The following is a 21,091-nucleotide window of genomic DNA, read 5'->3' on the forward strand; positions in this document are numbered from 1 at the left end:
ACTGTGCGAAACGCTTGCGGGACGCACAACTGCTCAGACACTTCATGTTTGCTGCAACCCCCGCGATTCAAGGCTGACGCAAAGCTGGCATGCAATCTGCTTTGCTGGTTGTGCAAGCCGGGTGCTTCCAGACGAAGGCCGCGGCACACAAGCGAATTCCGGACAACGGCGTCCACACGTTCATCGGCAAAGCCAGGAGCGTGTGTACGTCGTTTTTTTATGCGTGTTTTTTGGGGAACGATTATGGACGAGAAGCCAGATAGCCTTGAGCAAGACAGCCCGCAAAATGCGCCCCGGCGGTCTTTCCTCAAACAGTCGCTGGGCTTGCTGGGGGGCGGTGCGGCCTTGAGCATCCTGCCGCCAGGCCTGCAGTCCGTGGTCTGGGCCGCTGGCACCGATGGTCTGGAAACCACCAGCGCCAAGCTGGGCTTCATTGCCCTGACCGATGCAGCGCCGCTGTTCGTGGCTGACGAGAAAGGCTTTTTTGCCAAGCACGGCATGACCGGTGTCGAAGTGCTCAAGCAGTCTTCCTGGGGCACCACCCGCGACAACCTGGTGCTGGGCTCGGCCAGCAACGGCATCGATGGTGCGCATATCCTGACGCCCATGCCTTACCTGATCGCTGCCGGCAAGATTACCCCCAACAACCGTCCGGTACCGATGTACATCCTGGCCCGCCTGAACGTCGGCGGCCAGTGCATTTCGGTGGGCAAGGAATACGCCGATCTCAAGCTGGGTATCGACTCGGCGCCTTTCAAGGCCGCTCTGGCCGCCAAGAAAGCCGCAGGCAAAAGTCTCAACGCAGCGATGACCTTTCCCGGTGGTACTCATGACCTGTGGATGCGCTACTGGCTGGCTGCAGGCGGTATCGATCCGAACAAGGACCTGTCGACCATCGTCGTGCCACCTCCACAAATGGTCGCCAACATGAAGGTCGGCAGCATGGACAGCTTCTGTGTCGGCGAGCCGTGGAACGGACAACTGGTCAACCAGAAGATCGGCTACACCGCCAACACCACTGGCGAGATCTGGAACAACCATCCGGAAAAGGCCCTGGCGTTGCGTGCCGATTATGTCGACGCCAACCCCAATGCAGCCAAGGCCCTGCTCAAGGCCGTGATGGAAGCGCAGATGTTCTGCGACCAGCCGGAAAACAAGGAAGAAGTCGCGCAGATCTGCGCCAAGCGGCGCTGGATCAACGCGCCTTACGACGACATCGTGCAGCGCATGAAAGGCAACTTCGACTACGGCATGGGCAAGGTCGTGGAGAACAGCCCGTTCATGATGCGCTACTGGGACGAGTTCGCCTCCTATCCGTTCAAGAGCCATGACCTGTGGTTCCTTACCGAAAACAAACGCTGGGGCTATCTGCCGCAGGGTTTCGACAGCCAGGCGCTGGTCGACAAGGTCAACCGCGAGGACATCTGGCGCAAGGCTGCAGCTGAACTGAACGTCCCGGCTGCACAGATTCCCGCTTCTACCTCGCGTGGCATCGAGAGGTTTTTCGATGGCAAGACCTTTGACCCGCAAAACCCGCAGGCCTATCTGGACAGCCAGACCATCAAGGCACTGTCCTGATAATCGCCACTCGCTTGGGAGAGATCGATGAACGCTGAAAGTAAAAGCTTCAAGGCCGCCGGGTCATCCGTGACCGTCACCGGCAAGCCCGCCAGTCGCTGGCCTGCCAGGCTCAAGAACCTGCGTCAGTTCATGATGCAGGGCGTGTTGCCGCCATTGGTGGTGGGTGTGTTGTTTCTGCTGCTGTGGCAAATGCTGTGCAGCGGCAAGGGCGCAGCATTGCCGCCACCGACCCAGGTCATTCATGAAACCTGGGAGCTGATCATCCATCCGTTCTATGACAACGGCGGCAACGACAAGGGCATGGCCTGGCAACTGCTCGCCAGCCTGCAACGGGTTGCCTACGGCTACACGCTGGCGGTGGTTGCCGGGATCAGCCTCGGGGTATTGATAGGCCAGTCGGCCTGGGCCATGCGCGCCCTGGATCCGCTGTTCCAGATCCTGCGGACCGTGCCGCCACTGGCCTGGCTGCCGCTGTCGCTGGCCGGCTTCAAGGACAGCCATCCTTCGGCGATCTTCGTGATTTTCATCACCGCGATCTGGCCGATCATCATCAACACCTCGGTGGGCGTACGCAACATTCCCGAGGACTATCGCAATGTGGCCAAGGTCCTGCGCCTCAATGGCGTGGAATACTTCTGCAAGATCATGCTGCCTGCCGCAGCGCCTTATATCTTCTCCGGGCTGCGTATCGGCGTGGGTCTTTCCTGGCTGGCGATCATTGCCGCGGAAATGCTGATCGGTGGCGTGGGTATCGGTTTCTTCATCTGGGATGCGTGGAACGCTTCGCGTATCAGCGACATCATCCTGGCGTTGATCTATGTCGGCGTCGTCGGCTTTGTACTCGACCGGTTGGTGGCCTTTGTTGGTCATCTGGTCACTCGCGGCACATCGGCCGGTTAAGGAGCATGCATATGAGTGCGCAAGACAAGTATCTGAGCATCCAGCAGGTCAGCAAGACCTTCGAGCGCGACGGGGTTTCCAGTCAGGTCCTGACCGGCGTCAACCTGGACGTGGCACGCGGCGAGTACATCTCGATCATCGGCCACTCGGGCTGTGGCAAGTCTACGGTGCTGAATATCGTGGCCGGGTTGACCGAGTCGACGACCGGCGCGGTGATCCTCGACGGCAAGGAAGTGCGCGCCCCGGGGCCGGATCGCAGCCTGGTGTTCCAGAACCATTCGCTGCTGCCGTGGTTGACCGTCTACGAGAACGTGGCGCTGGCGGTCGACAAGGTGTTCAAACACAGCAAGAGCAAGGCCGAGCGTCATGAATGGACGCTGTATAACCTGGACATGGTCAGCATGAGCCATGCCCTGCACAAGCGTCCGAGCGAAGTGTCCGGCGGCATGAAACAGCGGGTCGGTATCGCCCGTGCGCTGGCCATGCAACCCAAGGTCCTGCTGCTCGACGAGCCTTTCGGCGCGCTGGACGCCCTGACCCGTGCGCATTTGCAGGACGAGGTGATGCGTATCCAGAGCGAGTTGCAGAACACGGTACTGATGATCACCCACGATGTGGACGAGGCGGTGCTGCTGTCCGACCGGATCGTGATGATGACCAACGGCCCGTCGGCGACCATCGGCGAGATCCTCAAGATCGAACTGCCACGCCCGCGCAACCGCATCGCCATGGCGGATGACCCGCTGTACAACCAGTATCGCCATGCGGTGTTGAGCTTCCTGTACGAGAAGCATCGTAAGGTCGAGGCTGTGGCGGTGTGATACCGCCTTGCCGACTCATCTCACAATGAATTGTGTACACCTGTGCAGACTGTGTGGAAGGAGCCTTGGTCGCGACAGCGGTATTTCTGGCAATCAACAATAGATACAGGGCCTGAAGTCTGTTTTCAGAACAACGTCCCGATCCACATCCATAGCGGCAGGCTGGCCGCTGACAGCACGGTGGTCAGGCAGATCGCCGAGCTGGTTTTCTGCACGTCGGGCAGGGTGCGGGCAAAGCCCAGTACATTGACGCCGCAGGGACCTGCCGCCATCAGCACCAGCACGGCTCGCGGCATGCCTTCGATGCCCAGCACCATGCAGGCCAGCAATACCAGCAGCGGCATCAATGCCAGTTTGGCGAAGGTGATGCCCAGCGCTACCGGGCTCGGTGTCAGTCTGTAGCTGGAAAGGTTGGCACCCAGCACGATCAAGGCGCAGGGCAGGGCCGCCTGGGCCAGCCAGGTGGTGAGATGGTCAGCCCATTCCGGCAGGACAATACCGGACAGGTTCAACGCCACGCCCAACAACAGGCCAATGATCATCGGGTTCGCTAGGCTCGCAATCAATGAGCGCGAATTGAAGGGCGCATCGCCCGCAAGACTGTCGTACAGACTCTGGAAGCTGAACAGCAACAGGCTGTGCACGGCAATCACGGTAAACAACAGAACCAGCCCCGGATTGCCGAACAGACTCGCCACCAGCGGAATACCGATCAGCACGTTATTGGAAAAGCTCGCTGTCAGGCCGAAGGGCGTCGGGTGGCCGATAAAACGATGTGCGACCAGATTGACCAGCGCAAACACCATCAGCGCCGGTACGAAGTAGGCCGCCAGAATGCGGATATCCAGCCCGTCGTGCAGCGGCGCCTTGGCCATGCCGGTAAACAGCACCATCGGCATGAACAGCTTGAAGGCCAGATTGCTCAGCGCCTTGGTGCTCTCGGGAGTCAGGGCCTTGCGGCGTCCCAGCACATAACCCAGAACGATCAACAGAAATATCGGCAGGATGGCTTGCGAGACGGCCACAGGCTGGGCTCCTTGAGTGAATGGCCGGGCATTATGACGCTCTGCGCCGTCTGTCGCCCAGCCAAAGCCGCTTTCACATCGCGCCGATATCCGGTTTACGCACGCTGGAACCGCCATGGATCGGTGGATGGGTAACGATATGGGTCAGGTCTACTGCCGAGTTCATCAGTCTTTGCAGGTCCGGACGCGGCCGTGCCAGACGCGGGTCGCTGGCGGTTGCCTGTTCCAGGGCGTGGGCACAGGCCATCAAGGCTGCATCGCTGCGGAATCCGCCAATCACTTGCAGGCCGAATGGCATGCCCTTGTGGTCCAGGCCGCAGGGGATCGAAACCGCAGGGTTGGTGGTCAGGGTGATGGTGTAGCACAGCGCCAGCCAGCGATAGTAGTTGTCCAGCGGCAGGCCATTGACTTCGCGCAGGTACAACTCGGTCCACGGGAAGGGCGAGATCGGCGTGGTAGGTGCCAGGATCAGATCGTAGTGCTCGAACTGCTGCTGGAAACTGCGAAAGATGCGGCTCTGTTCACCATGGGCCTTGACGCAGTCCTGCAACGACATGGCCGCGCCCATTTCATAGTTGGCGCGGGTGTTGGGGCCAAGCGCCTCGGGATCAAGTTCGTGGGCATCCTGAAGGCCGGCGACGAAGGCTTCGGCGCGCAATACGTCGAAGGTGCGGTGGGCGCTTTCGAGATTGAAGTCGATGGCTTCGCAGGATTTGAACAGTGGCTTGAGCGCGTCGATTTTTGCCCGGAATACGCCGCGGATGTCGTTATCCACGGCGCAACTGCCAAAGTCTTCGCTGTAGCCGACCCGCAACTGGCTGAAGTCGATGGAGCGGGGCGCGAACTCGTCGCTGTCGACCGTATAGCTCAGCGGGTCGGATTGCCCGAGGCCGGCCGTGGCGCGCAGTTGCAGCAGGGTATCGGCGACCGTTCTGCCCATCGGCCCGACCACTGAAATCGGTGTCCAGCCCAGCTTCTTGCGTTCGCTGGGCACCAGCCCCGGAGAAGGCCGCAAGCCGACTACACCGCACAATGCCGCCGGAATGCGCAACGAACCACCGGTATCGGAACCGCTGCACAGTGGCACCATGTCCACGGCCAGCGCCGCTGCAGAACCGCCCGAAGATCCACCTGCATTCAGGTTCGGATCAAACGGATTGCCGGTGGCGCCCCAGACCACATTGCGGGTATTGGCGCCTGCGCCCATTTCCGGAACGTTGGTCTTGCCGACCATGATCGCCCCGGCACTGCGCAGGCGGGCGACGAACAGATTGTCACGAGCGGGCACGTTGTCGCGAAACAGCGACGAGCCGTAGGTGGTCAGTACGTCGGCGGTTTCTTCCAGGTCCTTGATGCCGATTGGCAAGCCATGCAACAGGCCCAGGGGGTTACCGTGCATCACCGCCTGCTCGGCTTCCAGCGCCTCCTTGCGCGCCCGCTCGAAACAGGTGGCGGAAAAGGCGTTGATCTTCGGGTTCAGGGTTTCAATGCGCTGGATACAGGCGTCCAGTAATTCCACAGGGGAAATCTGTTTATTGCCGATCAGGGCGCGCAGTTCGGTGGCAGATTTGCCGGGCAGGTCGGAAGTGGTCATGTGGGCAGTCCTTCAATAAATGGGACATCACCGTCGCGGCCAAGGCCCCTGCCACCAGATAAATGCAGTCTGGGGGAGGGTGCTTGCCCGCGACGTGGCAAGACGGTATCTACAGGTGGGCGTATTTATCCGCGAATAGCCAGCGCCAGAATGGTCGCAACCAGCGCCTGGCCCCTGGGCACCAGCGTAGCCAGTTCCAGGTATTCACGATCGGTATGCACCTTGCCGCCCACTGGCCCCAGGCCACAGAGGGTCGGGATGCCCAGGCTGGCGGTGAAGCCCGAGTCAGCGCAACCGCCGGTGAATTCGCCCTCGACGCTGAAGCCCAGCTCGGCAGCCTGTTGTTGATAGAGTCGCAGCAGATCAGCGCTGTGCCGGGCTTCCATGGGCAGAAAGGTGGTGGCTTCCAGCAGGCGCGCCGAAGTGCCGGGCAGTTCCTCTTCAGCGACTATGGCCTGAATGGCGCTGAGGATTTCGTCCCATTGCTGCAGTTCGACAAAGCGCACGTCCATTTTTGCGGTGGCACTGGGCGCAACGGTATTGCTGGACGTGCCGCCACTGATCAGGCCGACATTGGTGGTAATACCGGCTGCATAATCGGTCAAGGCATGCAGCTTGATGATCTTGTGGGCCAGAGCCGCAATCGCGCTGGCGCCGTCGGCATGATTGACCCCCGAGTGGGCGGCGCGTCCGCTGACTTCGATAATCAGCGTGGCGCCGCCTTTGCGGGCGCTGACCACGTTGCCGCTGGCGCGCCCCGGTTCCGGATTGAGCACCGCCTGGGCGGCTCGGGCATGACGTTCGATATGCACCCGTGCGCTGCCGGAACCGATTTCTTCATCGCCGGTGTAGAGAACCTGAACCGGAAACGGCAGGGCAGGCAGGCGTTTGAGGGCCTTGAGGGCGAAGCAGTCGAGCACCAGCCCGCCTTTCATGTCTGCCACACCGGGACCGTAGGCCAGTTCGCCATCTCTGGAGTAACCACGGCTCGCCGTGGTGCCTTTTGCAAACACCGTGTCGCGATGGCCCAGCAGCAGGACCGGTTTGCCCGGCCCACCGGGCAGTTCTGCGAGCAGCACGTCGCCGAAACCCTCGATGGCGATACGCTCGACGCTGATGCCGTCTGCCTGCAACTCGGCGGCGAGCAGATCGCCGACCGCATCGACACCTGCCTTGTCATAGCTGTTGGAGTCGGTGTCGACAATGCGCTGCAGCAGCGACTCCATTGCTTCGTACTGCCCGGCCAGCCATTGAGTGGCCTGCTGTTGCGCTTCATTCATCGAGCGTTCTCCAGTGCCTGATGTTCACGGGTCAGACGTGCCGCGTCATTGCCCAGATCCCAGAATAGCCCGGCCATGATTTGCAGGCTTTCCCTGACCACCGGGGCCAGCAGGTGCTCGTTGGGCGCATGCTGCGAGCACGCCGGATATGAATGTGGCACCCAGACGGTGGGCAAGCCGAGCACTTCGGCAAACACATCATTGGGCAGCGAGCCGCCAAGGTTGGGCAGCAGCGCGGGTTTCTTGCCGGTGGTGCTGGCCAGTGACGCCAGTGCCCATTCGACCCACGGGCTTTGCGGCGACAGGCGCGTGGCGTGCATGACATCGATGCGGCCTTGTCTGACCTCGACATTGCCGAAGCCATGGGCGTCCAGATGGGCGCGTACGGCCGGGATGAAGGTGTTGTAGTCGCTGTCCACCACAAAGCGCATATGACAATGCGCAATCGCCTTGCCGGGGATGGCATGCACCGGCGCATCCGGATTGCCGGTCTTGAAGGCCAGTACGTCCAGAGTGTTCCAGCCGAATACCTTTTCGCTCAAGGACAGCCCCGGTTCACCCCAGCCAGTATCGATCTCTGGATCGCCGGGACCGCCACCGACTTCGATATCGGCCAGCGCTTCGCGCACCTTGTCCGGTATGGCAGCGGGCATCAGCCCGGGGACTTTTACCCGGCCTTTTGCATCGACCATGCTGGCGATGGCATTGGCCAGGATGATCCCCGGATTGGCCAGCAGCCCGCCCCAGTTGCCGGAGTGATGTGCACCTTCGCGCAGGTCGACCTTCAGCTCGAAATTGAAAACACCCCGTGAGCCGAGAAACAGCGTGGGTCGTGCGGCAGCCAGGCGCGGGCCGTCGGAGGCAATGAAAATGTCGGCGGCCAATTCTTCGCGGTGGTTTTCGCAAAAGGTGCGCAGGCCGGGAGAACCATCTTCTTCACCCATTTCCAGCAGCAGTTTCACATTGAAGCCCAGCTTGCCGTCGCGGGCCTTGAGGGTCTGTTCCAGTGCCGTCAGGTTGATCAGGTGCTGGCCCTTGTTGTCCGCCGTACCACGGCCGTACCAACGCTCGCCGCGCTCGACCACCTGCCAGGGCGACAGGCCTTCATGCCATTGCGCGTCATGGCCGCGCACCACATCGCCGTGACCATAGCTGAGTAGCGTTGGCAGGGCCGGGTCCTCGATGCGACTGGCGATCATCAGCGGCCCGCGTTCGGCCACCGGATTTTCATACAGACTGACGCTGAAACCCAGACGCTGCACGTGCGGCGTGATGAACTCTTTCAGGTAGCGATAGAGTTGCGGCAGGCTCGCGGCTTCCTGGCTTTGGGTCGGGTAGGCGACGCTGCTTTGCAGCAGGGCGAAAAAGGCGCCGTTGTCGAATTGTTCACAGACGTTTTCGATAGCGTTCGAGCGACTACTCATGAGGCAACGAGCTCCAGGGTTTGAGGGGTGTCGCGCAGATGGCAGCGCACGGTTCCGCCGCTGACGGCAGCATTGGCCGGATACTGGCTTTTGCAGGTGTCATAGCAGTTCGGACAGCGCGGATGAAACGCGCAGCCGCTGGGTGGCGACATGGGGTTTGGAAAGCTGCCATGCAGGCCCAGATCGGGAATGCCCAGATGCGGATCGGGTGTCAGCACCGAGTCCAGCAGCGCCTGGGTATAAGGATGACCCGGCTCGGAAAACAGCGATGCACGGCTGCGCTCTTCGACGATTCGCCCCAGATACATCACCGCCACCCGGTCGGCCAGGTGTTCGATCACGGCCAGGTTGTGGCTGATCAGCAGGTAAGTCAGGCCGAACTCGTGCTTGAGGTCCTGCAACAGATTGAGAATCTGCGCCTGCACCGAGACGTCCAGCGCAGAAGTCGGCTCGTCGCAGATCAACACATCCGGACGCATCACCAGAGCGCGGGCGATGGCCACGCGCTGCCGCTGGCCGCCGGACAACTGGTTGGGGTAGCTGTCCACCACGCGTTTGGGCAAGCCCACTACATCGAGCATGTCTTCGGTGCGCTTGCGGCGTTCGGCGGCGTTGCCGATGTCATGCACGATCATGGGCAGGGTGACGATCTCGCGCAGGGTCTTGCGCGGATTCAGCGAAGAGTAGGGGTCCTGGAAGATCGGCTGGATGCGTCGGGCCATTTCCTTGCGGTCGGTGGCCGCCAGGTGCTTGCCGTTGACCAGCACATCGCCGCTGCTCGGTGGCAGCAGGCCCAACAGCATTTTCGCCAGGGTGCTCTTGCCACAGCCGGATTCACCGACCAGCCCCAGGGTTTCACCACGCATCAGGCGCAGCGACACGCCATCCACGGCTTTCAGGGTCGCCGCCGGCTTGAAGAAGCCGCGATTGATCCTGAACTCCCGGCGAATATCACAGAGTTCCAGCGCAATATCCTTTTTCATGACAATGCCCCCTCACGATGAAACACCGGTTCGGCACCGGGCCTGGCAAACAGGCAACGGGCCATATGCTCGTCGCTGTGCACGGCGGGTACCTGGCTGGCGCAGGCGGCAATCGCCTGCGAACAACGGTTGCGGAAGGCGCAGCCCTGTTGTTCGCCCACCAGGCTTGGCACCAGGCCGGGAATCGAGCCCAGTGGTTGTCCCGGTTGCGTGCGGCCCGGAATCGGAATACTGGCCAGCAGGCCACGGGTATAGGGATGCTGCGGGTTCTCGAACAACTGCACGGCTGGTGCGGTTTCGACGATCTGGCCGGCATACATCACCGCCACGCGGTCAGCGATACGGGCAACCAGTCCCAGGTCGTGGGTGATGAATATCACCGCCATGCCGAACTCTTTCTGGATGTCGCGGATCAGGCGCAGGATCTGTGCCTGGATCGTCACGTCCAGCGCCGTGGTCGGCTCGTCGGCGATGATCACATCCGGCTCGCACATCAGGGCCATGGCGATGATGACCCGCTGGCGCAGACCGCCGGACAGTTGATGCGGATACTGGCGCAGGCGCTCGGCAGCATTGCTGATGCCGACTTTTTCCAGCATCTGTGCGGCGCGCAGCATGGCGTCCTTGCGCGATACCTTGCGATGCCGCAGCAGTACTTCGCATAACTGATCGCCAATGCTGTAGGCCGGGTTCAGCGAGGTCATGGGTTCCTGGAAGATCATCGCCAGGCGATTGCCGCGCAGATCGCACATCTGGCGTTCGCTCTGCGCCAGCATATCGATGCCGTCCAGGCTCAGGCGGCTGGCTGTGCGCCGCGCCTTGCGTGGCAGCAAATCCATGAGGGCCAGCGACGTGAGGGATTTGCCGCAGCCCGATTCACCGACGATGCACAGCATTTCGCCGCGTTCGACATGGAAATCCAGGCCGCGAACGGCGTGCAGGGTTTCCTCGCCAAGGGGGATATCGACGCGCAGGTTTTCAACATGCAAGAGAGCCATGTCCGGATATCCTCTGTCAGTTGCGCCCATCGGGCAGGATCAAGTCGCGCAGGCCGTCGCCGACCAGATTGATACCCAGCACCAGCACCATCAGTGCGATACCGGGGATGGCGATGACCCAGGGAGAAAAGAACATGTAGGGTTTGCCTTCGGCGATCATCAGGCCCCAGGACGGAATCGGCGGTTGTACGCCAACGCCGAGGAACGACAGCGCCGACTCCAGCAGGATGGCGTGGGCCATTTCTAGAGTGGCGACCACGATCAGTGCACCGACCAGATTGGGCAGGATCTCGCTGGCCAGGATACGAAAGGTCGAGCAACCCAGGGCCTGGGCCGACGCTACGTATTCGGCATCGCGAATCTGCTGCACGGCGGCGCGCACCACCACCGCAAAGCGGTCCCACAACAGGCAGCCGAGCAGAATGATCACCACCTTGAGCGAGCCGCCCATCAGCGAAGCCGAAGCCAGGGCGACCATGACCACGGGCATTGCCAGGCGGGTGGTGATCAGGTAACTGATCACGGCATCGACCTTGCCGCCGAAATAGCCTGCCAGCAGGCCCATGACCGTGCCGATCAGGCCGGAAATCAGCGCCGCCGAGAAACCGATGAACAGCGAGATGCGTGCGCCATAAAGCAGCCGGGACAGGTAATCGCGGCCCAGTTTGTCGGTGCCCAGAATGTAATCCCAGGAACCGTTGGCCATCCATACCGGTGGCTTCATGCGCAGCATCACGTCCTGGACGTAAGGGTCATAAGGTGCCAGCCATGGGGCGAACAGGGCACCGAACAGAATGATCGCCAGCAGCAACATGCCAATCGCAAAGCCCCGGTGCCGCAGGCTGTTGCGCAGGGTTCGCAGGATGCTTCTGGCCGGTGGCTGGTAATCGTTGATGACCAGCGCCGATGAAGTGGTCGTGCTCATGGATCAGCCTCCTATTTCACGCGGATGCGCGGATCGAGCAGTGCGTTGAGCACGTCGGCCAGCAGGGTGAGAACGATGTAGATCACGGCAATCAGCAACACCACGGCCTGCACCACCGGGAAGTCGTCACGGGCGATGGCGTCCCAGGCCAGTTGCCCGATGCCTTGCAGGGAGAACACCGTTTCGATGACCACCGAACCGCCGAGCATGAAGCCGAACTCCACGGCGGCCAGCGCCACTACCGGAATCAGCGCATTGCGCAGCGCATGCTTGAACAGCACGGTGGACGGGCGCAGCCCCTTGGCGCGGGCGGTGCGGATGTAGTCGGAGTTGAGCACGTCGAGCATGCCAGCACGGGTCAGGCGCATGATCGCCGGTGTGGCGTAGTAACCCAGGGCAATCGCCGGCATCACGAAATGCGCCCATGTGGCATTGCCGGACACCGGCAGCCATTTCAGGGTGACCGAGAACACCACGATCAGCATCAGGGCGAACCAGAAGCTGGGCATGGCCTGGCCCAGCACCGCAATGCTCAGCGCCAGCCGATCGATCCAGGTATCGCGCTTGACCGCTGCCAGTACGCCGAGCGGAATGGCAATCAACAGCGCGATGCCCAGCGCCATGGCGCCCAGGCCGAGGGTGATGGACAGGCGCGAGGCGATCAGGTTGTAGACCGACTCCTGGAAGAAGAACGAGTCGCCCAGGTCCAGACGCAGCAGATCGCCCAGCCAGTTGAAGTATTGCGTCACCAATGGCTTGTCGAGGCCGTATTGAACGCGGATCTGTTCGATCTGTTCGCTGGTGGCTTCAGGTCCGCCGATGGCGGTGGCCAGGTCACCGGAAAGGTGCAAGAGGGAGAAGCTGATCACCGATACGGTAATCGCCACGCATAAGGCAATACCCAGGCGGCGCAGAAGAAATCCAGACATGGCAAGTGACCTTGTATCCATGGGATGACAATGAAAAGTCCATGGCAATGGGGCACCCTTCAGCAGGCGCCCAGGCCGGACTCAGCGATTTACGTCATGTGGCGCTTACTTCCAGCTCGACAGGACAAAGCGCGGCAGCTCGTCCGGGTAGGGCTTGAAGTTCAGGTCCGAGACGTACGCATAGTTCATCGAGTAGTTGAACAGCGGTGCCCAGTACGCCTGCTCGCTGATGCGCTGCAGGGCCAGGCGGTAATTGTCCTTGCGCACCTGAGGGTCGAGGGCGTTGTCGGCGGTTTGCAGCCAGCTCTGGACTTGCGGGTCCTTGATGTTGTCGTCCGGGTTACCCTTGAACCAGGTGCCCGCCGAAGCCGAGGTATCGAGGATCGAGAACGAGCCCCAGGCCTGGAACGACATCGGCACCTTGCCGCCGCGCTGTTGATCGCGCAGGGCGGCGTATTTCAGGTAGCGCAGCTTGGCGTTGATACCCACGGCCCGCAGGTTGCCGATGATCGCCTCGACATAGTCGCGATCCCGGTAGGCGAAGATTTCCGTCTCGAAACCCTTCGGATAGCCAGCTTCGGCCAGCAGTGCCCTGGCCTTGGCCGGGTCATAGTTGTAGACCGTCGCGGCGCTGGTATCGCACCCGAACTGGGCCGGGTAGCAGGCCACTTGCAGCGGTTTGCTTTCGCCGCCTACCAGTTGCGAAGCCAGGCCTTCACGGTTGATCGCATGGTTGATGGCCTGACGGACCTTGAGGTGTTTCATGGGCGAGTCGGCAGTGGAGGTGCCGCGTGCATCGAGGATCAGAAAGCCGATGCGCATGGTCGCGCCGCTGGTCACCACCAGGCTTTCCATGCCTTTGAGGCTCTGCGCCTGATCCGGTGCTACGCGCCAGACCCAATCGACGCCACCGGTCATCAGTTCGGCAAGACGGGTTTCGGAGTCTGCGATGACCTTGAACTGGATATGTCCGATCTTCGGCTGGCCTTGCGGGCTGCCCTCGAAGTAGTCCGGGTTCTTGTCCATGTTCACGCCCACGCCGCTGGCAATCGAGGTGACTTTGTAGGGGCCGGTGCCGACAGGCTTGCGACTGAATTCTGCCATGCCGACTTTCTCGAAATAGTTTTTCGGAAACATCGGCACCGCGTTGGACAGGTATTCCAGTGCGGGCGGGAAGGGTTTCTTCAGGTGCAGGCGAACGCTGTAGTCGCCGAGCTTTTCGGCGCTCTTGATCCAGTCGACGTTCTGCACCGTGACGACTTTCGAGTCGGGAGACACCACATAGTTGAGGGTGAACACCACGTCGTCGGCGGTGAAGGCATCACCGTTGTGGAATTTCACGCCCTGGCGCAATTCAAAATCGATGGTGCTGTCATCGACCTGTTTCCAGCTGGTGGCCAGCATGGGTTCCAGTTGACCACTGTCAGGATTGCGATAGACCAGATTGTCCCAGATGAGCCGCCCCAGAATGACACCTTCGCGCAAGTCGTTGTGATAGGGGCTGATGTTTTCAGGTTCGCTGTCGGAAGCGTAAACCAGTGTGTCGTCGGCTTTGCCGGCCAAGGCGGAAAAGCTGCTGAACAAGCCAAGCAGCGCGATGCTGCGAGCGAAACCCTTGATGCCCATATGCCGTCGTCTCCAAAAGGCGAAGTGGTTGTATCAAAGGGCAGTGGATCGCAAATGCGAAAGGAAAGAGGGTGAAAGCAGGCAATGGTTTTATTAGGCCTCGACAGGACTCTAGGCAAAGCGTATCAATGCCACAAGCACAATCTTTCGATACTTGCTTTGCCAAAAAGGCAACGCTGGAGGTGTCATGCAGCTCTACGGTGTGCAATCCACAGCTTTACGTTATTTTCTGGAGGTGGCGCGCTGCGGGTCGATCAGTGAAGCGTCTTTGCGGCTGAATGTCGCGGCTTCGGCAGTCAGTCGGCAGATCGCCAAGCTGGAAAGGGATCTGGATGCGGTGCTGTTCGAGCGCCGCGCCCGTGGCATGGTGCTCAGCGAGGCAGGCATACGTCTTGCGGCCTATGCGCGCAAATCCCAGCTTGAAGCCGAGCAGGTGGTACTGGAAATCACCGAACTGCACGGCTTGCAGCGCGGACATGTGCGTATCGCCTGTTCCGAAGGTTTTGCCCTCGAGTTTCTGCCCAAGGCCATCGCTCATTTTCGACGTGCCTATCAGGGCATCCACTTTTCCCTGGAGGTCTGCGCACCTGCACATGCCACCGAGAAAGTCCGTTCCGGCGATGCCGATCTGTGCCTGACGTTCAGCCTGACGCCACAGAAGGAAATCAAGGTCGAATACATCCATTCCGGAGCCATCTGCGCGGTGGTCAGCAACAGCCATCCCCTGGCAGGACGCAAGGAGGTTTCGCTGGCAGAACTGCAGCCCTACGACATTGCCCTGACCAATACCGATACGACCTTGCGCCAGTTGTTCGATATCTGCTGCGGCGTGCAGGGCCTGCTGTTCGATCCGGTGCTGACCAGCAATTACATCGGCGCCCTGTTGCGTTTCGTTCGCGAGGAGGGTGGTATCAGCCTGTCCAGCGAGATGACCCTGGACAGGCGCCTGCAAGGCACGGAACTCAAGTCCTTGCCCATCAGCGATGACGGGATGAAAGCCCGGCGTATCGAATTGCAAAGCATGGCCGGACGCAACCTGCCAGCGGCGGTAAGTGCCTTTCGCGACTTTCTCATTGGAGAGTTGGCAAAAACCTGAGCGGTAATGTCCGAGTAGCCATGTCTGGTTCTCTGGTTGTTAATGTTATAGTGTATCAATAGTGGTCGACCTGATACGTCGCCAGATCGCATACATCATGCTTTGCCCGCTGCGGTGAAGCTGGACAACGAGATACCGCCAGACATGAATAGCCCCCTCCCTGACGTTGCCCTGACGGAAACTTCCGCGGCCCTGATTGCCCTTGACTGGGTCGGCATGCAAGGCATCGAAGTGCCGATCCTGCTGAGCGAGCCCGGCGTGCAGCATCCCGTGCATGCCTATGTGGATCTGCAGGTCGACCTGGCCGATCCGGGGGTCAAGGGCATTCACATGTCACGCCTGTACACCTTGCTCGACAGTTTTGCCGAGCATCAACTGTTCACGCCCGGCGCCATGGCCGCATTGCTTGAGGCGATGGTCAGCAGCCATGCCGACTGCCATTCCAGCCGTGCCCGGTTCAGGATGAGCTTCAATCTGTTGTGCCGGCGAGCGGCGCTGAAAACCCGGGGACTCAGCGGCTGGAAATCCTACCCGGTGGTTCTGGATGCTGTCTGGGTGGACGGCAAGCTGTCTCTGGATGCCTCGGTGGAGGTGACCTATTCCTCGACTTGCCCTTGCTCGGCAGCCTTGTCGCGCCAGCTTCTGGAAGAGGCATTTCTGGCGCAGTTCGGCGAGCAGTCGGAACTGACTCCCGCTCATGCGGCGCTCTGGCTGCGGGAGAATGGTTCCTTCGCGACGCCGCATAGCCAGCGCAGCGTGGCGACAGTTCAGGTACGGATCCCTGAACAGGCCAGCGAACTGGGTTTGATGAGCCTGATCGATGTCACCGAACGCGCTCTGGGCACGCCGGTCCAGACCGCCGTCAAGCGCGCCGACGAGCAGGCCTTTGCCCGGCTCAACGGCCAGAACCTGATGTACGTCGAAGACGCTGCGCGCAAGATCCAGCAGGCACTGGAAGGGCGTTTTGCCGCGTCCAGTGTCGGCGTGCGTCACCTGGAAAGCCTGCACCCCCACGATGCCGTGGCCTACACTTCCAACTATATGTCCTGAGGACTATTACCGTGATCCGCAAGAACCCTTCCGGCCATCTGCCGGTCATTGCCGAGTCGGCCTATATCGATAAAACCGCGATCATCTGTGGCAAGGTCATCATCAAGGACAACGTCTTTGTCGGCCCGTATGCCGTGATTCGTGCCGATGAGGTCAACGCCAACGGCGACATGGACCCCATCATCATCGGGGCCAACTCCAATATCCAGGATGGTGTGGTCATTCACTCCAAGTCCGGTGCCGCGGTGACCATCGGCGAATACAGCTCGATTGCCCACCGTTCCATCGTCCACGGACCATGCACCGTGGGCGACCGGGTTTTCGTCGGCTTCAACAGTGTGCTGTTCAACTGCCAGGTCGGTAATGGCAGCGTCGTGCGCCATAACTCGGTGGTCGATGGTCGCGATCTGCCGGAAAACTTCTACGTGCCGTCCACCACCCGTATCGGTCCGAACACCGATCTGTCGCAGTTTCCGCCGGTGAGCATCTCGGCCTCGGAATTCTCGGAAGACGTGGCGCACACCAATATCGATCTGGTTCGCGGCTACAAGGCCTTGCAGAACGAGTTCTGATCTGCGACCAGGAAAGCTTCGATAGCGCTGTCACGGGCAAGCCGGACTGCGGCACAATGCGCTCGGCGTTTTGTGTGAATGCGGTTTGCCCGTGAAGCGCCTTGAAAGCCTGCAACTGTTACAGCCCTCTGACGGACCTGATCCTCCATGACAACAGCTGTTCCCTCGACTTCTGCGCCGCCTTCAAGGCTGCGCTCGATTGACGCCCTGCGCGGGCTGATCATTCTTTTCATGTTGCTTGATCACGTGCGGGAAACCTTTTTCCTGCATCGCCAGGTCAGCGATCCCATGGATGTTGCCACTACCGCCCCGGAGGTGTTTTTCAGCCGCTTGCTGGCGCATGTGTGTGCGCCCCTGTTCGTGCTGCTGACGGGGCTTTCGGCGTTTCTGTACGGTGAAAAGTACAGTGGCAGAACCGATGTTTCGGCGTTTCTGCTCAAGCGCGGCCTGTTCCTGATTGCCCTGGAGTTCACTCTGGTGAGCTTCGCCTGGACCTTCAAGTTCCCGCCCAGCATCATTTACCTGCAAGTCATCTGGGCCATCGGCCTGAGCATGGTGGCCTTGTCGGCGATGGTGTTCCTGCCGCGCTGGGCACTGGTGGTGATCGGTGTGGTCATCATCGCCGGCCACAATCTGCTGGATTCGCTGCACTTTGGCGTCGAGTCGGCCATGCATATCCCGTGGGCGATCCTGCATGATCGTGGCTGGATCGAAGTCAGCGATACGCTGCGCCTGCGCACGTCTTATCCTGTGCTGCCCTGGATTGGCGTGATTGCCCTGGGCTATGCCGCCGGGCCGTGGTTCTCGAAAGCCATGGATTCGGCCGCACGCCGTAGCCGTTTGCTGGTCTGGGGTCTGGGCGCGCTGCTCGGCTTCATGGTCCTGCGATTGATCAACGGCTATGGCGAAAAGCCCTGGAGCACAGGCGAAACCGGCCTGCAAACCGTGATGAGCTTTTTCAATATCACCAAATACCCGCCGTCATTGCTGTTCATCAGCCTGACTCTGGGGATTGGTCTGCTGGTGCTGATCTGGTTCGAGCGGATTCAGGAGAAGGGCTGGTTGCGACCGCTGGTGACCCTGGGCGCGGCACCGATGTTCTTCTATCTGCTGCACCTGTACGTGCTGAAGTTCCTGTACCTGATTGCCGTGGCGATCTGGGGCAGGAATCAGGGCGATTACTTCGGCTTCGATGCGATGTGGGGCGTCTGGCTGGGTTCGGTGCTACTGGCCGTGGCGCTGTTTCCGGCGGTGCGCTGGTTTGCCGGGCTCAAGGCGCGGCGGCGGGATATCAGCTGGTTGAAATACCTGTAACTGCAGGAGCGAATGTATTCGCGAGACGTCATTGAAGGCTATAGATTCTCTACAACTTTACGGGCCTCTCGCGAATAATTCGCTCCTGCACATGATCAATCGTGATGCGCTTCGCCCACGAATGTCAGCGAGGTAAACAACCCTCGTGCTTCAATATCGGCATCGCCCTTGACCGGCAGCGTGACCTCGGCTGCGATCACATTCAATCCCTCGTTACGCACCAGCACAGTGGCGCGTCCTTCGGCATCGGTTTCGGCACTTACGGTATCCGGAGCGCTGCGATAATCCCCGATCAACTTGATCCCCGCAGCAGGCTTGCCGTCGACCAGCACCCGTACGGGCAGAGGTTTGCCGGGGCCAACCTCCAGGGGATCGACCTGCGGCACGATCACGAACTTCAGCTTGTCGAGTGAGGGCAGGCGGGCGCCTTCCTCATAGATGGCCAGGCTGTACTTGAAGGTGTGGATCGACTCTGTGCCGCCCGGCACTTTCGTGCGTCCTTCGTTGATCCACTTGTTGTCCTTGCTCTTGGTCCACATGCCGTTGTCCAGCGCCACGGACATGATCGCCACCGGCTTCAGCGGCTGCAGACGGGCATGATCGTCCAGGCGTTGCACGGTGACCGGCACCATGCGGCCTGCAAGGTCATAGGCCCAGGCGCCGCTGACTTTCTGCGCCTTGAAGGCATTGTCTTCGGCGCCGTGGCCGTAGACCACTTCGATGTTGCCGCGCCGCTGTTCGGTCCACAGGCCGTGAGCGCTGGCCTGGCCCACAAACAGGGCGCCGAGCAGGCTCAAGGTCAGAACGGATGGTTTGCAATACATGATGCGTCCTTGTGGTGATCGATCAGAGATTGAGGGTCAGGCTGACAGTGAAGTTGCGTGGCTCGCCGGGGGCGACCCAGTAATTGCTGTAGGAGCGCTCGAAGTACTTCTCGTCGAACAGGTTGTTGAGGTTCAGGCCCACGGTCACGTTATCGGTGGCCTTGTAGTGCGCGAGCAGGTCGACGGTGTGATAGGCCGGCAGCTCGAAGCTGGTTCCCGACTCGCCGGAGCGATCACCGACATAAGTGAACGCTGCGCCGACATCCGAACCCCGCAATGCGCCTTCCTGGAACTCATAAACGCCCAGCAGACTACCGCTGCGCTTGGCGACCCCAAGAATCCGGCTGCCGCTCGGAATAGTCAGGTCACCCTTGGTCACTTCGGCATCGATGTAAGCGAAGGCACCGATCACCCGGATCGCATCGGTCAACTGGCCAGTCAGTTGCAGGTCCAGACCCTGGCTGCGGGCTTCACCGATGGCGCGGTTGACGTTGGTGGACGGGTCGAGGGCCAGCACGTTTTCCTTCTCGATATGGAAAGCGGCGAGGGTGGTGCTCAAGCGGTCGTCGAACAGCTCGCTCTTGATCCCGACTTCATAACCGACACCTTCTTCCGGATCGAAGGTTCTGCCTGCTGCATCCAGCCCGTTGTTGGGCTTGAACGAGGTCGAGGCGTTGGCGAACAGCCCGACCTGCGGCGTCAGTTGATACAGCAGGCCGGCGCGTTGAGTGAACGCATCATGCTGCTGCCTTGACGTGGGGTTGGTGGCGTTTGGCATGTAGTCGTCGATCTGCTGATCGAAATGCTCGTAACGAACGCCGACCATGCCGCGCAACTTGTCGGTGAAGATGATCTGGTCCTGCAGGTTCAGCGCACGGCTTTCCACATGCTCGAAGAAATCCGTACCGCCGCGGGCACCATTAGGTTTGGCCTGGCCGTAGACCGGGTTGAAGATATCGATGGCGTAGGTGCTGCCGCCGATATTGGTCACCCGCTCGTTCTTGCGGTAGTTCTCGTATTCGGTGCCGATCAGCACTTCATGCTCCAGACCCACAGCATTAAAGCGACCGCGCAGCTCCAGTTGGGTAATGCTGTCATGCCAGTTCATGTCGCGTTCGCGATAGCGGCGATTGACTGTGCGTCCATCGGCATTCAGCGGACGCGCCTCGCTGGCGAAACCCGACAATTCGCCTTCCTTGTAATGACTGGCCAGGCGCAGCGACCAGTCATCATTGAGATGATGGTCCAGGGCAACCTGAATCATGTTGTTGTCGTTATCGATATCACCGTCGCTTGGTTCACCCAGGAAGGTCGAACGCGACATACCGCTCCACTTGTTGTTCGGCGCGACGATACCGCGGTCGAAGGTGGACTTGTGGCGGACGAATTCGGTTTCCACCAACAGGCTGGTGTCGGGGTTCAACTGCCAACTGAAAGAAGGTGCTACGAACACCCGGCTGCTCTCGACGTAATCGCGGAAACTGTTGTTGTCTTCGACCGCCAGATTGACTCGCGAGAGGATATTGCCTTCTTCATCCAGCGGCGTGTTGACGTCCAGCGCGGTGCGATAACGATCCCAACTGCCGGCACTGGCCTGCAAGGTGGTGAAAGCTTCGCGCTGCGGCTTCTTGGTCACGATATTGACCGTACCGCCCGGATCGCCACGGCCATACAGGCTGGCGGCCGGGCCTTTGAGCACTTCGATGCGCTCGATATTGGCGGTGTCCGGTGTGGCCGGGTAGCCACGGTTGGCGCTGAAGCCGTCCTTGTAGAATTCCGAAGTGGTAAAGCCGCGAATGCTGTACTCGTAAAGCGTCAGACCGCCGAAGTTGTTCTGCTTAGACACACCGCCGGCATAGTCCAGCGCCCGTTCCACGCTATTGCTGCCAAGGTCCTTGAGCACCGAAGCTGGCACCACGCTGATCGACTGCGGAATGTCCTTGATGGCGGCGTCGGTCTTGGTCGCGGTTGCCGAACGTGTGGCGCGATAGCCCTGAACCGGGCTGGTGGCCGTCTCATAATGGTAATCGGAAGAGATGTTGACGTTGTCCAGTTCGAGAATTTGCGGCGGTTCTTCTGCGAAGCTGACATTACCCAGCACCCCGATTGCCAGGCTGGTCAGGGACGCGATTTTACGAGACGACATGGA

At 60.6% G+C, this 21,091-nt stretch carries 18 protein-coding genes; 7 read left to right on the forward strand and 11 right to left on the reverse strand.

What is annotated here, in order from left to right; all coding sequences use genetic code 11:
* Positions 1 to 243: 243 nt before the first annotated feature.
* From ALQ04_RS01250 to ALQ04_RS01260, 3 genes are all read left to right on the forward strand, one after another.
* Entirely contained in the window at positions 244 to 1,578 is a 1,335-nt protein-coding gene (locus tag ALQ04_RS01250; RefSeq protein ID WP_122313881.1) for a CmpA/NrtA family ABC transporter substrate-binding protein, read from the forward strand.
* A 132-nt stretch (positions 1,579 to 1,710) separates the two neighbouring features.
* Complete coding sequence (gene ntrB, locus ALQ04_RS01255; protein WP_310886498.1) at positions 1,711 to 2,481, forward strand: nitrate ABC transporter permease; 771 nt, start codon at positions 1,711 to 1,713, stop codon at positions 2,479 to 2,481.
* A gap of 11 nt (positions 2,482 to 2,492) precedes the next feature.
* Positions 2,493 to 3,302 carry an ABC transporter ATP-binding protein gene (locus tag ALQ04_RS01260; RefSeq protein WP_122313885.1) on the forward strand — a complete coding sequence of 270 codons (810 nt, stop codon included), beginning with the start codon at positions 2,493 to 2,495 and terminating at the stop codon, positions 3,300 to 3,302.
* Positions 3,303 to 3,427: 125 nt separating this feature from the next.
* On the opposite strand, the gene ALQ04_RS01265 is transcribed toward ALQ04_RS01260, so the two are convergent.
* The 9 genes from ALQ04_RS01265 to ALQ04_RS01305 all read right to left on the reverse strand — a co-directional run bounded on the left by ALQ04_RS01265 (position 3,428) and on the right by ALQ04_RS01305 (position 14,086).
* A complete protein-coding gene (locus ALQ04_RS01265; RefSeq protein ID WP_122313887.1) occupies positions 3,428 to 4,327 on the reverse strand; it encodes an AEC family transporter in 900 nt (299 codons plus the stop codon).
* A gap of 73 nt (positions 4,328 to 4,400) precedes the next feature.
* A complete protein-coding gene (locus ALQ04_RS01270) occupies positions 4,401 to 5,921 on the reverse strand; it encodes an amidase (protein ID WP_122313889.1) in 1,521 nt (506 codons plus the stop codon).
* A gap of 125 nt (positions 5,922 to 6,046) precedes the next feature.
* A complete protein-coding gene (locus ALQ04_RS01275) occupies positions 6,047 to 7,201 on the reverse strand; it encodes a M20 family metallopeptidase (RefSeq protein ID WP_122313891.1) in 1,155 nt (384 codons plus the stop codon).
* Positions 7,198 to 8,625 (reverse strand): M20 family metallopeptidase, encoded by a 1,428-nt coding sequence (locus tag ALQ04_RS01280; RefSeq protein WP_122313893.1) that lies wholly within the window; start codon positions 8,623 to 8,625, stop codon positions 7,198 to 7,200. Before ALQ04_RS01280 ends, ALQ04_RS01275 begins: the two co-directional genes overlap by 4 nt.
* On the reverse strand, positions 8,622 to 9,608 hold the full coding sequence (locus ALQ04_RS01285) for an ABC transporter ATP-binding protein (protein ID WP_122313895.1): 987 nt from the start codon (positions 9,606 to 9,608) through the stop codon (positions 8,622 to 8,624). Before ALQ04_RS01285 ends, ALQ04_RS01280 begins: the two co-directional genes overlap by 4 nt.
* Positions 9,605 to 10,606 (reverse strand): ABC transporter ATP-binding protein, encoded by a 1,002-nt coding sequence (locus ALQ04_RS01290; protein ID WP_122313897.1) that lies wholly within the window; start codon positions 10,604 to 10,606, stop codon positions 9,605 to 9,607. Before ALQ04_RS01290 ends, ALQ04_RS01285 begins: the two co-directional genes overlap by 4 nt.
* Positions 10,607 to 10,622: 16 nt before the next feature.
* Positions 10,623 to 11,531, reverse strand: coding sequence for an ABC transporter permease (locus ALQ04_RS01295; RefSeq protein WP_122313899.1), 909 nt, complete (start codon positions 11,529 to 11,531; stop codon positions 10,623 to 10,625).
* An 11-nt stretch (positions 11,532 to 11,542) separates the two neighbouring features.
* On the reverse strand, positions 11,543 to 12,460 hold the full coding sequence (locus tag ALQ04_RS01300) for an ABC transporter permease (protein ID WP_122313901.1): 918 nt from the start codon (positions 12,458 to 12,460) through the stop codon (positions 11,543 to 11,545).
* 105 nt (positions 12,461 to 12,565) lie between these two features.
* Complete coding sequence (locus ALQ04_RS01305; protein WP_122313903.1) at positions 12,566 to 14,086, reverse strand: ABC transporter substrate-binding protein; 1,521 nt, start codon at positions 14,084 to 14,086, stop codon at positions 12,566 to 12,568.
* 187 nt (positions 14,087 to 14,273) lie between these two features.
* On the opposite strand from ALQ04_RS01305, the gene ALQ04_RS01310 reads away from it, so the two are divergent.
* From ALQ04_RS01310 to ALQ04_RS01325, 4 genes are all read left to right on the forward strand, one after another.
* Complete coding sequence (locus tag ALQ04_RS01310; protein WP_122313905.1) at positions 14,274 to 15,182, forward strand: LysR substrate-binding domain-containing protein; 909 nt, start codon at positions 14,274 to 14,276, stop codon at positions 15,180 to 15,182.
* Positions 15,183 to 15,326: 144 nt separating this feature from the next.
* Positions 15,327 to 16,232 (forward strand): GTP cyclohydrolase FolE2, encoded by a 906-nt coding sequence (gene folE2 / locus ALQ04_RS01315; protein ID WP_122313907.1) that lies wholly within the window; start codon positions 15,327 to 15,329, stop codon positions 16,230 to 16,232.
* Between the two features lie 11 nt (positions 16,233 to 16,243).
* Positions 16,244 to 16,804, forward strand: coding sequence for a carbonate dehydratase (locus ALQ04_RS01320; protein WP_122313909.1), 561 nt, complete (start codon positions 16,244 to 16,246; stop codon positions 16,802 to 16,804).
* Between the two features lie 147 nt (positions 16,805 to 16,951).
* Positions 16,952 to 18,118: a DUF1624 domain-containing protein gene (locus ALQ04_RS01325; protein WP_122313911.1), complete on the forward strand. Its 1,167-nt coding sequence runs from the start codon at positions 16,952 to 16,954 to the stop codon at positions 18,116 to 18,118.
* A gap of 95 nt (positions 18,119 to 18,213) precedes the next feature.
* On the opposite strand, the gene ALQ04_RS01330 is transcribed toward ALQ04_RS01325, so the two are convergent.
* Positions 18,214 to 18,942 carry a DUF4198 domain-containing protein gene (locus ALQ04_RS01330; RefSeq protein WP_122313913.1) on the reverse strand — a complete coding sequence of 243 codons (729 nt, stop codon included), beginning with the start codon at positions 18,940 to 18,942 and terminating at the stop codon, positions 18,214 to 18,216.
* A gap of 22 nt (positions 18,943 to 18,964) precedes the next feature.
* Positions 18,965 to 21,088 carry a TonB-dependent siderophore receptor gene (locus tag ALQ04_RS01335; protein ID WP_122313915.1) on the reverse strand — a complete coding sequence of 708 codons (2,124 nt, stop codon included), beginning with the start codon at positions 21,086 to 21,088 and terminating at the stop codon, positions 18,965 to 18,967.
* Positions 21,089 to 21,091: the final 3 nt, after the last annotated feature.

The sequence above is a fragment of the Pseudomonas cichorii genome (assembly GCF_003700275.1).
GTDB classification, from domain to species: Bacteria; Pseudomonadota; Gammaproteobacteria; order Pseudomonadales; family Pseudomonadaceae; genus Aquipseudomonas; species Aquipseudomonas cichorii_B.

Bases quoted from the DNA above. Each gene is read 5' to 3' on its own strand.
- ALQ04_RS01250 (WP_122313881.1), top strand. From the start codon at position 244: ATGGACGAGAAGCCAGATAGCCTTGAGCAAGACAGCCCGCAAAATGCG.
- ntrB (WP_310886498.1), top strand. From the start codon at position 1,711: ATGATGCAGGGCGTGTTGCCGCCATTGGTGGTGGGTGTGTTGTTTCTG.
- ALQ04_RS01260 (WP_122313885.1), top strand. From the start codon at position 2,493: ATGAGTGCGCAAGACAAGTATCTGAGCATCCAGCAGGTCAGCAAGACC.
- ALQ04_RS01270 (WP_122313889.1), bottom strand. From the start codon at position 5,921: ATGACCACTTCCGACCTGCCCGGCAAATCTGCCACCGAACTGCGCGCC.
- ALQ04_RS01275 (WP_122313891.1), bottom strand. From the start codon at position 7,201: ATGAATGAAGCGCAACAGCAGGCCACTCAATGGCTGGCCGGGCAGTAC.
- ALQ04_RS01280 (WP_122313893.1), bottom strand. From the start codon at position 8,625: ATGAGTAGTCGCTCGAACGCTATCGAAAACGTCTGTGAACAATTCGAC.
- ALQ04_RS01285 (WP_122313895.1), bottom strand. From the start codon at position 9,608: ATGAAAAAGGATATTGCGCTGGAACTCTGTGATATTCGCCGGGAGTTC.
- ALQ04_RS01290 (WP_122313897.1), bottom strand. From the start codon at position 10,606: ATGGCTCTCTTGCATGTTGAAAACCTGCGCGTCGATATCCCCCTTGGC.
- ALQ04_RS01295 (WP_122313899.1), bottom strand. From the start codon at position 11,531: ATGAGCACGACCACTTCATCGGCGCTGGTCATCAACGATTACCAGCCA.
- ALQ04_RS01300 (WP_122313901.1), bottom strand. From the start codon at position 12,460: ATGTCTGGATTTCTTCTGCGCCGCCTGGGTATTGCCTTATGCGTGGCG.
- ALQ04_RS01305 (WP_122313903.1), bottom strand. From the start codon at position 14,086: ATGGGCATCAAGGGTTTCGCTCGCAGCATCGCGCTGCTTGGCTTGTTC.
- ALQ04_RS01310 (WP_122313905.1), top strand. From the start codon at position 14,274: ATGCAGCTCTACGGTGTGCAATCCACAGCTTTACGTTATTTTCTGGAG.
- folE2 (WP_122313907.1), top strand. From the start codon at position 15,327: ATGAATAGCCCCCTCCCTGACGTTGCCCTGACGGAAACTTCCGCGGCC.
- ALQ04_RS01325 (WP_122313911.1), top strand. From the start codon at position 16,952: ATGACAACAGCTGTTCCCTCGACTTCTGCGCCGCCTTCAAGGCTGCGC.
- ALQ04_RS01330 (WP_122313913.1), bottom strand. From the start codon at position 18,942: ATGTATTGCAAACCATCCGTTCTGACCTTGAGCCTGCTCGGCGCCCTG.
- ALQ04_RS01335 (WP_122313915.1), bottom strand. From the start codon at position 21,088: ATGTCGTCTCGTAAAATCGCGTCCCTGACCAGCCTGGCAATCGGGGTG.